At 74.7% G+C, this 13,872-nt stretch carries 12 protein-coding genes; 6 read left to right on the forward strand and 6 right to left on the reverse strand.

Translation table 11 applies throughout. The features are described from left to right. The first annotated feature begins 76 nt into the window (after positions 1 to 76). The 5 genes from ACFP3R_RS02835 to ACFP3R_RS02855 all read left to right on the forward strand — a co-directional run bounded on the left by ACFP3R_RS02835 (position 77) and on the right by ACFP3R_RS02855 (position 7,312). A complete protein-coding gene (locus ACFP3R_RS02835) occupies positions 77 to 1,312 on the forward strand; it encodes a M20 metallopeptidase family protein (protein ID WP_380632383.1) in 1,236 nt (411 codons plus the stop codon). A 222-nt stretch (positions 1,313 to 1,534) separates the two neighbouring features. After that, the gene (locus ACFP3R_RS02840; RefSeq protein ID WP_465269976.1) at positions 1,535 to 2,512 is read left to right on the forward strand and encodes a prephenate dehydrogenase; all 978 of its coding nucleotides are present in this window, start codon (positions 1,535 to 1,537) and stop codon (positions 2,510 to 2,512) included. A 9-nt stretch (positions 2,513 to 2,521) separates the two neighbouring features. Beyond that, positions 2,522 to 4,258, forward strand: a complete 1,737-nt coding sequence (locus tag ACFP3R_RS02845; protein WP_380632386.1) for a hypothetical protein — start codon at positions 2,522 to 2,524, stop codon at positions 4,256 to 4,258. Between the two features lie 57 nt (positions 4,259 to 4,315). Next, a complete protein-coding gene (locus ACFP3R_RS02850; RefSeq protein ID WP_380632388.1) occupies positions 4,316 to 6,115 on the forward strand; it encodes a fibronectin type III domain-containing protein in 1,800 nt (599 codons plus the stop codon). Positions 6,116 to 6,127: 12 nt separating this feature from the next. Further along, positions 6,128 to 7,312 carry a thiolase family protein gene (locus ACFP3R_RS02855; protein WP_380632391.1) on the forward strand — a complete coding sequence of 395 codons (1,185 nt, stop codon included), beginning with the start codon at positions 6,128 to 6,130 and terminating at the stop codon, positions 7,310 to 7,312. Between the two features lie 87 nt (positions 7,313 to 7,399). On the opposite strand, the gene ACFP3R_RS02860 is transcribed toward ACFP3R_RS02855, so the two are convergent. From ACFP3R_RS02860 to ACFP3R_RS02875, 4 genes are all read right to left on the reverse strand, one after another. Continuing rightward, a complete protein-coding gene (locus ACFP3R_RS02860) occupies positions 7,400 to 8,014 on the reverse strand; it encodes a putative glycolipid-binding domain-containing protein (RefSeq protein WP_380632394.1) in 615 nt (204 codons plus the stop codon). Further along, complete coding sequence (locus tag ACFP3R_RS02865; RefSeq protein ID WP_380632396.1) at positions 8,011 to 8,184, reverse strand: antitoxin; 174 nt, start codon at positions 8,182 to 8,184, stop codon at positions 8,011 to 8,013. Before ACFP3R_RS02865 ends, ACFP3R_RS02860 begins: the two co-directional genes overlap by 4 nt. Before the next feature lie 115 nt (positions 8,185 to 8,299). Then, a complete protein-coding gene (locus ACFP3R_RS02870; protein WP_380632398.1) occupies positions 8,300 to 9,574 on the reverse strand; it encodes a thioester domain-containing protein in 1,275 nt (424 codons plus the stop codon). A 390-nt stretch (positions 9,575 to 9,964) separates the two neighbouring features. Beyond that, the gene (locus tag ACFP3R_RS02875; protein ID WP_380632401.1) at positions 9,965 to 11,176 is read right to left on the reverse strand and encodes a DNA cytosine methyltransferase; all 1,212 of its coding nucleotides are present in this window, start codon (positions 11,174 to 11,176) and stop codon (positions 9,965 to 9,967) included. A gap of 84 nt (positions 11,177 to 11,260) precedes the next feature. Here ACFP3R_RS02875 and ACFP3R_RS02880 point away from each other — a divergent pair, with 84 nt between their 5' ends. Then, entirely contained in the window at positions 11,261 to 12,040 is a 780-nt protein-coding gene (locus ACFP3R_RS02880; RefSeq protein WP_380632403.1) for a hypothetical protein, read from the forward strand. Here ACFP3R_RS02880 and ACFP3R_RS02885 read toward each other — a convergent pair. Then, positions 12,030 to 13,460: a hypothetical protein gene (locus ACFP3R_RS02885; RefSeq protein ID WP_380632405.1), complete on the reverse strand. Its 1,431-nt coding sequence runs from the start codon at positions 13,458 to 13,460 to the stop codon at positions 12,030 to 12,032. The two genes, ACFP3R_RS02880 and ACFP3R_RS02885, sit on opposite strands and share 11 nt — an antisense overlap. Positions 13,461 to 13,645: 185 nt before the next feature. After that, entirely contained in the window at positions 13,646 to 13,858 is a 213-nt protein-coding gene (locus ACFP3R_RS02890) for a hypothetical protein (protein WP_380632407.1), read from the reverse strand. Between the last annotated feature and the right edge of the window lie 14 nt (positions 13,859 to 13,872).

Here is a 13,872-nt window from a genome sequence, read left to right on the forward strand (position 1 = left end):
GGCCACGGCCACCACGTAGGTAGCACGGGGGCCGCAGGCGCGGGCGACCGGGGCCGAGCGGTGCCACTATCGTGGGATGAGCACAACTCTGCCGCACACCTCGACGACCGCTCCCGAGCCCAGGTTCACGGGGCTGGTGGAGGCCGCCCGAGCCCTCCAGCCGAGGACCGTGGCGCTGCGCCGACAGGTGCACCGGCACCCCGAGCAGGGCTTGGACCTGCCCGCGACCCAGGCCGCGATCCAGCACTCGCTGTCCGGCCTGCCGCTGGAGGTGACCACCGGCAGCTCCAGCACCTCGGTCACCGCCGTGCTGCGCGGGGCCAGGCCGGGGCCGACCGTGCTGCTGCGGGGCGACATGGACGCCCTGCCGCTCCAGGAGGAGACGGGCCTGGCCTACTCCTCCGAGGTCGACGGCACCATGCACGCCTGCGGCCACGACACGCACGTCGCCATGCTGGCGTCGGCCGCGCGCCTGCTGTCCTCGCGGCGCGAGGCGCTGTCCGGTCAGGTCGTGTTCATGTTCCAGCCGGGCGAGGAGGGCCAGCACGGCGCCCGGCACATGCTCGACGAGGGCGTGCTGGACGCGGCGGGCACGCCGGTGGAGAAGGCGTTCGCCCTGCACATCACCTCGACGCTCCAGTCCGGCGTCGTCATCAGCCGCCCCGGCCCCACGATGGCCTCGGCGGACACCTTCCACGTCACCGTCACCGGCCGCGGCGGGCACGGCGGGATGCCGCACGACGCGGTCGACCCCGTGCCGCCCGCCGCCGCCCTGGTCGGGGCGCTCCAGACGATGGTCGCCCGGCGGGTCAGCGTGCACCAGCCGGCGGTGGTCACGGTCGGCCGGATCGCCGCGGGCACGACCACCAACATCATCCCGGAGACCGCGCTCGTGGAGGGCACGATCCGGACCCTGTCGGAGGAGACCAGGGACCTGGTGCACCGCGAGCTGCCGAAGGTCGTCGAGCACGTGGCCGCCGCGCACGGCTGCACCGCCGAGGTGGCGATCGTGCCCGGCTACCCCGTCACGGTGAACGACGACGAGGTCGGACGGCACGTGGTGGACGTGACGGCGTCCGCCCTCGGCGCGCGGTGGGCGGCGCCCATGGAGGACCCGCTGATGGGCGCGGAGGACTTCTCCTACGTGTTGCAGCGGGTGCCGGGCGCGATGGCGTTCCTGGGCGCCTGCCCGCGCGGGGTGGACCTGGCGCGGGCGGAGCCGAACCACTCCAGCCGGGTGCTGTTCGACGAGGCCGCCATGGAGCACGGCGTGGTCGTCTACACCGCTTTCGCGCTGGACGCCCTGCGGTGACGGGACGAGCGGTGGGCGGGTGCCGGCGCTGAAGGGACCGGCGCTGGGGGAACCGGCGCTGGGGGAACCGGCGCTGAGGAGACCGGCGAGCGGCGCGGTCGGGGTCGTGGTCATGGCTCCGACCGTGCCGGCGGTCGGGTGGGGGTGCGAGCGGCGATCCGCGATCTGTGGACAACTGCCCGGGGCTCGGACGAGTAGGGCTCGGGCGGCGTCGCCGGCAGGATGTGGGTCGTGCGAAGCGTGTGCGTGGTCGGGCTGGGGTTGATCGGCGGTTCGGTGCTGCGCGCGGCGACCGCGGCGGGTGCCGTGACCTGGGGCGCGACCGCCTCGGGCGAGGACGCGGAGGCCGCGCGCCGGGACGGTCACGACGTCCTGGACCTCGCCGCGGCCCTCGAACGCGCGGTTGTGCAGGACGCGCTCGTCGTCGTGGCGGTTCCGCTGCCGGCTGTGGAGAACGTGCTGCGGGCCCTCCCGGAGGGCGTCCGCCTCACCGACGTCGTCAGCGTCAAGGGCCCCGTCGCCGACCTCGTCGCGCGCCTCGCCCCGCACGCCCGCTACGTCGGCGGCCACCCCATGGCGGGCACGTCCCGGTCCGGCTGGGACGCGGGCCGCGCCGACCTGTTCCACGACGCCGCCTGGGTCGTCACCGCCGAGGACGGCACCGACCTCGACGTCCTCGCCGACGTCGTCGGTCTGGCCCTCGCCGCGGGCGCCCACGTCGTCCCCACCACCGCCGCCGAGCACGACGCCGCGGTGGCCCGCGTCTCCCACCTCCCGCACCTGCTCGCCGCCGTGCTGGCCAGCGTCGGCGCGGACGGCGGCCCGCTCGCCCTCGCCCTGGCCGCGGGCTCGTTCGGCGACGGCACGCGCGTCGCGGGCAGCCGCCCCGAGCTGGTCCTGGCGATGTGCCAGGGCAACCGCGCCGCGCTGCTGGGCGCCGTGGACGACGCGCTGGGCCGGCTCGGCGCGGCCCGCGGCTCGCTCGCCTCGACCGGTGGCCTGGCCAAGACCGTGGAGGCGGGCCACGCCGCCCGCCTGGCCCTGGAGAACGGCCCCGAGCTGACGGGCACCACCCTCGACCTGACCTCCCCGGACGCCCTGGAAGCCTTGCGCGACCTGGGTTCCCGCGGCGGTCGCGTGGTTGGGCTGAACGGTTCAACCGCGCGCGCACTCACACCGCGAGCACACGACCGGCCATAAAGTCGGTCCGTGGAGCGCCGCAAGCTCATCGCCCTGGTCGGCGGTATCGCCCTGCTCGGCGGCACGGTCGCCCTCCTGCGCGACGAGTCCGCTCCCCCGCCCCCGCCGGTCTTCGAGCGCTTCCTCGCCGACGGCGTCGAGCACGTCCCGGACGCGCACGAGCCGGGCGCGCCCACCGACCTGGAGCTGACCGCGCTCGACCGCACCAGCCTGCGCGCGAGCTGGACCGCCGCCGGGGGTCTCGGCCACGGCGGTTTCGAGGTCCGCTGGAACGGCGGCACGCGCCTGGTCCAGGGCACCGAGACCGAGCTGACCGACCTGGACGTGAACGCCGACGTCGCCGTTGAGGTCCGCGCGGTCGACGGGCTGGGCAACCGCTCCGGACCCGCCACCGCGACCGCCGTGCCGAGAATGGCGTACGACGCGGCCCCGGAGGACGGCCTGTTCGAACCGGTCGACCGGTTCGACGGCCCGGAGTCACTCTCGCCGCGCCGCTGGCGCGTCCTGACCGCCACCAAGCCCTACGACCCCCGCGGCGCGAGCACCGACTGCCTCGGCCGGCGCCCGTTCAACGGCGGGCGGCTGGAGGTGGCCTGCGACCTGCTGGAGCTCCAGTCGAACGTGCCGCTGACGCTGGGCGAGCCCCACCCCGGGGACGGCGCGGTCGGCAGGGCCGTCCTCACCACCGACGGTCCGCTGACCTCCGACGGCGAGGTGGCGATCGCCCTGCTGCCCGAGCCGTTCCAGGACCTGGCCGCGCTGGGGGACGGGGTGCCGCCGGGCGCGGTCGTCCTGCGCGTCACGTCCACGGCCGTGCGCTTCGACGTCGGCGCGGGGGTGCCCGCGACCGGCGGGGTGGTGCCCGCGGCGGGCACGTTCACGCTGCCCTCCTCGGGCGTGCGGCACCGCTGGGAGCTGCGCGTGCTGCCCGACGCCGTGGTGGCGCTGCGCGACGGCGTGGCGCTGGCCGGCGCGCCGGTCGCGGTGCCCTGGCGGGTCGCCCACCCGCGCCTGGTGTTCCGGGAGTCCCGCCACACCCTGCTGGACTCGTTCGGCACGGGCGGCGTCCCGGCGGGCCCGGAGCCCGCCTCGGTGGTGGCGCTCGGCCGCGGCGGCGTGGACCTGGGCACCGCGACCCCGGCACAGCTGGCGGGCGGCACCTCGGTGCGCGTGGTCGCCACCCTGCTCGTCGGTTCGGGCGCGCCGGCGACGCTGGAGTTCGGCTCGCTCTCCGCGCCCGCGACGCCCATGCCGCCCGAGGGCGACTGGTCCTACGAGACCGTGGTCTACGCCGACTTCCCGCTGGAGGGGACCGACGAGCTCCGGAGCGTGCGGCTGCCGACGGACGACACCGGGTACCTGGCGGGTGTCCACCTCGTGGTCGCGGACGGTCTGGACGCGCGCCGCCCCCTGCCCCGGGTCACCGATCGCCCGTCGCCCGTGCCGGAGGTCCCCGTGCCTACGGTCACCGTGGTGCGCGAGGGCGACGTCGCCCGGGTGGTCGTCGAGCTGGCCGACCCGACCGCGCGCGAGGTGGCCGCGGTGAAGGGCGTCGAGGTCGACTTCGACGGCGAGCGGATCGCCACGCTGCCCACGAACGGGTCGGCAGGTGGGCGGCACGAGTTCGCGCTGCGGCTGGACGACGTGCCCACCGGCGGCCACGACGTCGTGGCGCGGGTGCTCCCGGTGGACGGGCGCGGCGAGGTGCGCCAGGCGCAGCACAGCTTCCAGATCCGACCGCTGTAGGTCTCGGCTCCGCAACGACGTGGTGACCGGCGTCACGCGGGCCCCTAGCTTTGCGCCATGGACCGCCGCCGGATCGCGCTGATCGCCGCGGGCGTGGTGCTGTTCGGCGGGGTCGTCGGGGTCCTGCGGACCGCCGGCGCCGGCGAGCCGGGCCCGCCCACCCCCACCTCCGCGCCACCACCCACGTCGCTCGCGCCGTTCGCGGCCGAGGGCGTGCTGGTGCCGAACGCGGGCGCGCCACCGGAGGCGCCGCACGACCTGGTCGTGACGGCCGGGTCGCGGCGGTTGCAGCTGCGCTGGGCGGGCGGCGCGCCCGGCTACGAGGTGCGCTGGGGCGTCGACCGCGCCGACCGGTCGAGGCTGGTCACGCGGTCCGCGATCCAGCTCGACGGCCTGGAGGACGAGCGGTCGCACGTGGTCGAGGTGTACGCGGTGGACGCGTTCGGGCAGCGCTCCGCGCCCGCGAGGTCCTCGGGCACCCCGCACGACCGGCCGCTGGGCGGCTACGCGTCGGTCGACCGGTTCGACCGGGACGACTCGCCCGACCCGACGCGGTGGCGGCTGGTGTCCCGGCCGAACTGCGCCCGCGTCACGCCCGGCCGCGACGACGACGGCCGGCGGCTGGTGCTCACCAGCAACTGCGCGGCGGCGCCGGCCACGCTGCGCGCGCGCACGCCGTTCGTCCTCCGGGACGCCGACGAGCTGGGCCGGTTCGCGGTGGAGACCGACGCGCCCGGCTCCGACGGCGAGCTGGCGCTGGACCTGGTGCCCGGACCGGTGTCGGTGGTCGGCGGGGACGGGCTGCCGCCGGGGACGGTGCGGCTGCTGGTCGAGACCGGCAACGGGACCACGTCGGTGCGGGTGCGGACGTCGGCGGACGTGCCGACCGAGGTGGTGCGCGAGGTGCCCGCGCTCGACCCCGGTTTCACCCACCGGTGGGAGCTGGCGCTGCGGCGCGACGGGGCGCGGGTGCTGCTCGACGGCGAGCTGGTGGCGACCAGCCCGGTCGTGCCGACCTGGTCGGAGGCGACCGCGCTGGTGTCGGTCTCCGGGCCGACCGGGCAGCGGGTGGCGTTCGACCTGGTCGCGGTCGACGCGGCGCCCGCCTCGCCGCCGCCGCTGCTGCCCGCGCCCGCGGTCGAGGCCGCGGTGGCCGCCCAACCCCGGCGCGGCGGGGCGGGCGAGCCGCCGCTGCCCGGGGTGACCGGCGGGCAGCTGCGGATGGCCCTGCTGCACACCGACGCGGCGCCGGAGGCCCCCGCGCTGACCGCCTCGGTGGCCGGGGTGGAGGTGCCGCTGCGACCGGCCGTGCCCGGGACGCCGTGGCGGGCGGGCGTGGCCTACCCGGTGGTGGCGGACCTGCCCGTGGAGGCGTTGGGGACGATGTCGGGCGACCTCGTCGTGACGGTGCTGAGCGGGCTGCGGATGCAGGTGACGCACGCGGAGCTGGAGCTGCGCGGGACACCGCCATCGGTGGCGCGGACCACCGCGGCGGGGCCGGGCGCGCCGGGGCCGGAGCTGGCCCGCGTCGACGGGGCCGTGCTGGACGCGGGCGGGCGGGCCGTGGCGCCCGGCGCCGCCGTGCGACCCGGGCGGCTGGTGTTCGACCTGGCCCTGAGCGGCCGGTCCGGCGCGCCCGTGGCCGGGTTGGCGGGGTTCAGCGTGCGGGTCGACGACCGGCAGGTGGCGGTGGTGCCGACCGACCGGGGCGGGCCGGGCATCGCCGGGCGGTACCGGTTGGCGCTGAACACCTCGGGGTTCTCCGCCGGGCCGCACATGATCGAGGTCCGGCTGTTCGGCACCTCGGGTGAGACTCGACCCACCTCGGCGTTCATCCCCTTCTTCATCGGCCGGTGAGAGGATGGGGTCATGCCACGGCCCCTCATCCTCGACGCCGCCCGCACCCCGTTCGGCCGCTACCGCGGTGGGCTGTCCGGGGTGCGCGTGGACGACCTGGCCGCACTGCCGATCACCGAGCTGCTGCGCCGGCACCCCGCGCTGGACCCGGCGCGGATCGACGACGTGCTGCTGGGCAACACCAACGGGGCGGGTGAGGAGAACCGGAACGTCGGGCGGATGGCCGCGCTGCTGGCCGGGCTGCCGACCTCGGTACCCGGGGTGGCGGTCAACCGGCTGTGCGCGTCGGGCGGCGAGGCGATCGTGCAGGCCGCGCGGGCGCTGGCGATGGGCGACGCGTCGCTGCTGCTGGCCGGGGGCGTGGAGGGCATGACGCGGGCGCCGTTCGTGGTGCCGCGGCCGGACCGGGCGTTCGCCGATCGGCTGGAGACGGTGTCGACGGCGCTGGGGTGGCGGCTGGTGAACCCGCGCATGAGGGCCGAGTGGACCACGCCGCTGGGGCGGGCGGCCGAGGACGTCGCCGTGGAGCTGGGCATCACGCGGGAGCGGATGGACGCGTTCGCGCTGCGGTCGCACCGGCGGGCGTCGGCGGCGTGGGACGCGGGGGTGCACGACGGGTTCGCGTTCCCGGTGCTGCTGCCGGACGGGTCGCCGGTGCGGCGGGACGAGTCCGTGCGGCCGGAGACCTCGCTGGAGAAGCTGGCGAAGCTGAAGCCCGCGTTCTCCGGGGACGGCCCGGTGACGGCCGGCAACGCCTCGCCGCTCAACGACGGCGCGGCGGCGGTGCTGATGGGCGACGAGGTCGTGGCGGCGGAGCTGGGGATCACCCCGCTGGCGGAGTTCCTGGGCTCGGCGGTGACGGCGGGCGACCCGGGGCGGTTCACCCTGGCGCCGGTCCCGGCGATCCGGAAGCTGCTGGCCAGGCTGGGCGTGGGCGCCGCCGACGTCGACCTGTGGGAGATCAACGAGGCGTTCGCGGCGATGGCGCTGTCGGTGCTGCACCACCTGCCGGAGGTGGAGCCGGAGAAGGTGAACGTGCACGGCGGCGCGATCGCCTACGGGCACCCGCTGGGCGCCTCGCTGCCGCGCGTGGTGGTGGACCTGTGCCGGCACCTGCGGGCGCGGGGCGGCGGCCTGGGCGTCGCGGCGGCCTGCGTGGGCGTCGGGCAGGGGATGGCGATCGCCGTCCGGGTGTGAACATCCCCCGATCGGGCGAAGCCCTGGCCGACCCGCCGAACGGCGGGAGCCAGGGCTCCGTGCTCCTGCGGACGCCTTCCGGCGCCGTCAGATGCGGTAGGCGATGCGCGGGTAGTCGACCACCAGGCCGGTCCGGTCGACCGTGATGTCCTGCTGGAACTCCCCGTGCGTGAAGGAGACCACCGAGCGCTCAGCGCCCAGCGAGACCGTGCGGTAGCGCTGGCGCACCAGCTGCACGGACAGGTCCGGCAGGGTCACGTAGACCATCGGGACCTCGTGGTCGCCCTCCTCCAGGTGCAGGTTGAGCCGGCGCACCGGGATGGAGTTGAACAGGACCGCGAACTGCACGTCCACGTCCTGCGCACCCTCGAAGTCGGCCCGTTCCGCACCCTGGCCGTGGTCGACCAGCCACGCGCCCTCGGACGAGCGGGTGATCGACACGTGCCGCTCCTCCGACAGCGTCGCGGTGCGCAGCAGGACCCTCTTGACCGCGCCGGTCTCACCGACCGACACCTCGTACGAGCCGCTGAACTGCTCGGCGGGACCCGCCGTCACCAGTCGGCCGGACGCGCGCATCTTGCACTCCGGCAGCAGCAACCGCACCTGCTCCAACCTGGGCACGTCGTAGCCCTGCCAGGTCACCATCTGCGCGGCCGGGGAGCGGGTCTCACCCGCCGGCGGCGCCTGCTCGGCCGTGCTCACCGTCCACCCGGGAGGATGTCCTTGGCCAGTTCGGCCACCGACCTGACCTGGTCCTCGTGCCCGAACCGGCCGGCGACGAACCCGGCGGCCCGGTCGATGCCGGCGTCCACCTTCTCGTGGTTCTGCTCCAGCAGCCCGGACGCCTTGTCCTTGATCTCATCGAAGTTCATGGTGCTCCTTCGCACTCCCCCGGGCAGGCTACCCGAACCGCCCGGTCACCCCCAGGCGCAAACGGCGAAGGCCCCCTCGGCATTCCCGAGGGGGCCTTCGCTCAGCGACCGGGTGTCACGCGGTGCGCTTGCGGCGCACGACCAGCAGGGCGGCCGCGCCGGCGCCCAGCAGGCCGAGGCCCACCAGGAGCGGCACGAAGATCGACGCGCCGGTGTTGGCCAGGTCGTCGGTGTCGCCGCCCGAGGCCACGACCGCGGTGGTGGTCGTCGTCGGGGCCGCGGTGGTGGTGCTCGTCGGCGTGGTGGAGGAGGTCTGGGACGGGGTGGTCGTCGTGGTCTCGACCGCGGCCTCGGTCCACTTGGCCTTCGCCTTGGCGGTCACGTTCGACGCCTCGGAGGAGGCGATGACCAGCGACTGGACCTGCTGGCCCCGCTTGGCCGACACGAACAGGCGACCGGTGCGCAGCTCGGCGCTGGCGGAGGCGGTGAACTCGACCTCGCCGGGCGCGGTGTCCCGGTCGACCTGGACCCAGAACTCGCTGATCCGCTGCTGCGGGGCGGCGCTGCGCGCGTTCGCCTGCGCGAGCTGGAGGGCCTTGCCGTCCTTGTCCACGAGGGTGACACCGGCCGGCAGGTCGGCGGTCAGCGCGAACTCGGTGGCCGTGGTGGAGACGGTGAACGGGCCGATCTTCTTGCCGGCCTGGCCGGACAGCTCGACCGGGTCGATCCCCAGCGTCGGCTTCGGCTCGTCGAGATCCTGCGCGTTGTCGATCAGGTACTTGTACGCCCGGTAGACCTGCTCGTCGACGTGGCCGCCGGGGAGGTTCTCGTCCTCGACGGTCGAGTCCTGCTCGCGCAGCACGGCGCCGTCGCTGAAGTGCCAGATCGCGGCCTGGGCGGCGACGACCACGGCGCTCTTCTTGGTGCCGCCGATGCCGTAGAGCTCACCGGCCTCGGCCACGGACAGCGCCGGGTAGCTGTTCTGGAGGATCCAGTTGATCCGGCCGGCGTTGTCCTTGAACTTGGTGCCGGGGTTGGGGTGCTTGTCCCAGTCGACCTCTTCGAGCTCCTTGCCGTGGTCCAGCGAGGTCGGCAGCTCGACGCAGTACGCCTTGGCGGTCTGGGCGCCGTCCCCCGTGGTGATCTTCAGGCCGAGCAGGCCGGCGTGGTGGGCCTGGACGCCGTCCTTCCACTTGTCGCCGTCGAGCAGCTTGCCGGAGCCGTCCTCCAGCCAGATGCCCATGCCCCTCTCGCCCTCGTGGTCGAGGGCCTCGTCGAAGCGCTCGACCTTCGGCTTCTCGGCGGCGGCGGCCGGCAGCACCGGCAGCAGGACGAGGCCGGCGCCGAGGATCGCGGCGCCGAGGCGCTTCACAGTCGACCGGGATGCCATGTGTCTCCTTGAGGCTCGCGAAAAGTAGCCCGTGGTGTGGTGCAAGGCGGCGGTCTGCCGAGGACGGTGGAACGCCTGCGTGGGTTCGACACCGGATCGACAGGATCGGGCGAACCCTATCCGATCCGGCGTCACCCGATCCGGCAAGCCCGAGGACACCTCGCACTTGGTCTTGATCAGCGGAAACACGGCGCTTCAGTCCACTGTGGATGATCCAGCGGATCGACGCCGCGTCGAGAACCGCCCGCGGAAGTCCGTTTCGGGCCAAGGCGAACCGGCGGGCGGACCCCTGTGGACAACTCGGTTTCCGCAGTTCAGCGGCTTGGTCCACAAAAGACACGTATTACCCTGGATCTCCGCTTCGAGACCACACCGTTGTGGAACGGTTACCTAAGCGACCAAAGCGGACGGTGCGACCGGCCGGATGTCCCCCACCCGCAACGAGGTGCCGGGCAGGCACAGGTCCTTCGCCGTGGGCGCCTGGCCGGTCAGCACCCACCGCACCAGCGCCGCCAGCTGGAACGAGATCAGCGGCGGCACCGCGTCGCCCAGGTGCCGGTAGGCGTTGCCGATCACCGACACGTCGAACCGGAACCGGCGCGGGAAACCCTGGAGCAGCGCCATCTCCCGCACCGTGCACAGCCGGTGCTGCTCGGGGTGCGCGTACCGCCCGTTGCCGACGTGGCCGCACTCCCGCTTGATGGTCCGCGCGGGCTCGTCCCACCACATCCGCCCGTACACGTCGGGGTGCGAGCCCCACTTGCCCTCTTGGATGATCTTGCGCTGCGCCGGGTTCAGCAGCAGCTCCGACGCCGACCCCACCAGGTCGCCCCACGACCCGCCGTCGGCCGGGATGGCCCGCATCCGCTCCAGCGACCGGTCCCGCCGGAACGACGGCGACACGTGCATCGCGTCCTCCCCGTGGGCCTCGCCCGCCTCGACGAGCGGCAGCCGGCCGATCGCCCGCCGCACGGTCGTCGCGCCCGGCTTGACCTCCCAGCCGGCCCACACGTCGTCCAGCGTGCGCAGCGGCACGCCCGAGTCGACCGCCACCACCATGGCCCGCTCGCGCAGCTGCGGCAGGCCGAAGCGGGAGAACACGTGCGTCGAGGCGTCCACCTCGTAGCCCAGCTCCAGCAGCTGGTCGGCCAACCCGTCGAGGTGGTGCCGCTGCTTGCCCTTGACCAGCTCGCGCGCGTTCTCCAGCACCATCACCCGGGGCCGGAACTCCGCCACGTAGGCGGCGACCCGGCCCACCAGCGAGTTGCGCGGGTCGTCGCGCAGGTGGTTGTTGGGCGAGATCCGGGTGAACCCGGAGCACGGCGGGCACGCCACCAGCACGTCCAGCTCGCCCCGCTCCAGACCCCACACCTGCCGCAGCACCGCCGGGTCGAGCCGGCCCAGGTCCACCTGGAGCGGGTCGACGCCGATGTTGTCCCGGTAGATGCCGTTGCAGCGCAGGGACCCCAGCCGGGAGGACGGCTTGCCGATCTGGGCGTCGGCCGCGCCGACGACGGTGAAGTCCCGGTGCGCTTGGAAGCCCAGGCTCATGCCACCGGCACCGGAGAACAGGTCGACGACCTTGAAGTGGGGTCCGCGCACGGCGCGATCGTACGGCCGGCCGGCCGTTCCGCTGACGAGTGATCCCACCGGTACCGGTTCGCCGAATCGCGTAGCTTGCGCGGCATGGAGCTCCCACCTGCATGGCAGAGGCCCGACCCGTTGCGCGGCTTGGAGGACGTGCCCTGGTCGGTCCTCTCCCGCGGGACGGGTGTGGACGACCTGCTGCGGGACGCCGCGCACCACGACCGCGCGGTGCGCGAGGCCGCCTGCGTCGAGCTGGCCGGCCGGCTGCTGGACGACGACACCGTGTCGGAGGCCAGCGCGCGGGCGGTGCCGTTCCTGGTGGAGCTGGGGGCGAGCTACCGGGTGCCCGCCGACACACGCGATCGGATGATTTTCCTGCTGGCCGCGATGGCGTTGGCGGGCGCGGGTTTCACCGACGACGGCAGGCGCACCCGGCGCCGGTGGAACGCGCTCGGCCGCGAGCTGCCCCGGCAGCCGCCGGACTGGATCACCCAGACCCGGTACGACGTCGCCAAGGGCGCGCCGAAGGTGTTCGAGACGCTGGCCGGCGCCGAGGTGGCGTGCTCGATGGCGCTGGCCATCGCGGTGCCCGAGGTGGTGCCGCCGCACGTCTCGGACGTGGCCGAGGCCATCGCCGCCGACGACCACTCGCCCCGGCTGCTGGCGCAGGCCGCCCGGGTGGCGCGCCACCTGGTGGGCGGCGCGCCGACCACGCCCCTGCTGCTGCGCACCACCGCGCAGGGCCACCCCGAGCTGCTGCGCGCGTACCGGGGCAAGCGGTACCCGGTCAACCAGCCGCCCGAGGTGACCCTCCAGCTGATGGGCTACCGGTACGCCTACCTGGCCGCGTACGGCGACCAGGAGTGCTTCACGCCGTGACGGCGGCCGGCTCCACCACGGGGGCGAGCAGCTCGTCGTCGTCGACCGGGACGGCCGGTTCCAGGGGGCCCAGCGACGTGCCCCAGTCCTGGTCGGCCAGCGCGAACGCGGCCACGGTCAGCGCCACCACGGGCCGGCCGTGGGGCAGCTGGTCGGCCACGAGCTCCAGCTCCAGCCGGGCGCCCAGCGGTGACGGGCGCAGCCGCAGCACGGCGTGCGGCGCCTCCTCCGGGTGGGCCCACCGGCACGACCACTCGGTGAACACGACCGGGCGTTCCACCATCTCGGTCGGGTGAACCGTGCGCACGTTCGCCCCGACCGACCCGTGCCGGTAGCTGTCCGCCGCCGAGACCAGCAGCTCCTCGAACTCGATCGACGACACGCCCAGGTCGTGCCCGGCGACCAGGGCGACCTGCACGAGCGCCAGCGGCAGCTGCGGCAGGGCGTCCTCGAAGCACACCATCGCGCCGCCGTAGCGGGTGTTGATCTCGGTGGGCAGGAAGCCGTCGGCGGTGGCGATGCCGTCCAGGGTGAAGGTGCCCCGGTAGTCGACGGTCTCGCGCAGCCGCTCCCCGACCCGGCGGGCCAGGTTGCGCATCTGCTCGCGGATGCGGGTGGGCGGGTCGTAGTGCGAGGCGCAGCCCGCGTACAGGAACCGGGCCTGGCCCGCGCGGCGCGGCACGACCATCTCGATCGGCCGCAGCACCGCCGTGCCGTCCGGGAACACGATCCCGTGCACGCTCACCGGGATGCCCTCCAGGAACGGCATCACCCGGATGAACTCGCACTTGGGCGCGAGCACGTCGAACGCCTCGCGCGCCTCGGCCCGGTCGCGGACCCGGCGCACGAAGTTCGCGCCGCCGTTGATCGCCGGGCCGTCGCCGGACCACACCGCGCCCGCGCCCCGGTCGAGCCGCAGGCTCGCGTCCCACAGCGCGTCGAAGTCCATGCCCAGCACGACCGCCGGCGCGCGCGGCGCGGACAGCTCGTCCCACAGCGCGTCGATGGTGGTCTTGTTCTCCAGCTCCACCCACTCGGGGCGGCGGGCGTTGAGCACGGGCCGGCCCGCGAACTCCGGGACTTGCGCGTACGGGGTGCTGATCACCAGCGCCTCGCCGTGCGGGTCGAAGTCGGCCAGCACCTCGCGGACCGCCCGGTTGGGCGAGGTCAGCAGCCTGGTGAGCCGGTTCTGCTCGGTGGCGACGAAGCCGCCGCCGATGCCCAGAGGCACCCAGCGGGCGATCTCCGAGTCGTGCAGCGGAGCGTGGTCGTCCGTCGAGAGCACGAGCGTGCGACGGGCCCCCGACTGGTGGAGCTCGCTCACGCGACTGCTCAACCGGGTGCCGCCCGCGAGCACGACCAGCCGGTCGCCGAAAAGGGTGCACAGGCGCGCTTGAAGCGCGCGGAAGACGTGATCCATCGCCGAGAACTCGCTTTATGAGAAGCAGACGAGACAACCGGCGAGCGCCGGGTGCCACGCACTGTAGAGGCAGGCGATGGACGTGGCCCAGCACGGTCGGGCAACGACCGGATGAAAGTTGCCGACGGGCTCGGCGGTGGGCTCAGCCGCGGGCTCGGCGGTGGCTCAGCGGTGAGCGCGCGAGATCATCGGGCGGCCTCGCGGAGCACCTGGTCAACCCGGCTGAGGAAGGCCCTGGCGCCCCGGGGACCGGGGAAGGGCAGGGTCAGGCCCAGCAGCGTGTCGTCGACCGACGGCGGCGCGGCGGCCACGATCGCCGCCGCCGTCTCCAGGAAGCGCTGCCGCTTGGCCTCGTGCACGGCGTGCTCCGCGAGCACGACCTCGATGCTCGTGCGCATGACTGGGTGCGGGT

Origin of the sequence: Saccharothrix lopnurensis, assembly GCF_042658445.1 — a bacterium.
Taxonomy (GTDB): Bacteria; Actinomycetota; Actinomycetes; order Mycobacteriales; family Pseudonocardiaceae; genus Actinosynnema; species Actinosynnema lopnurensis.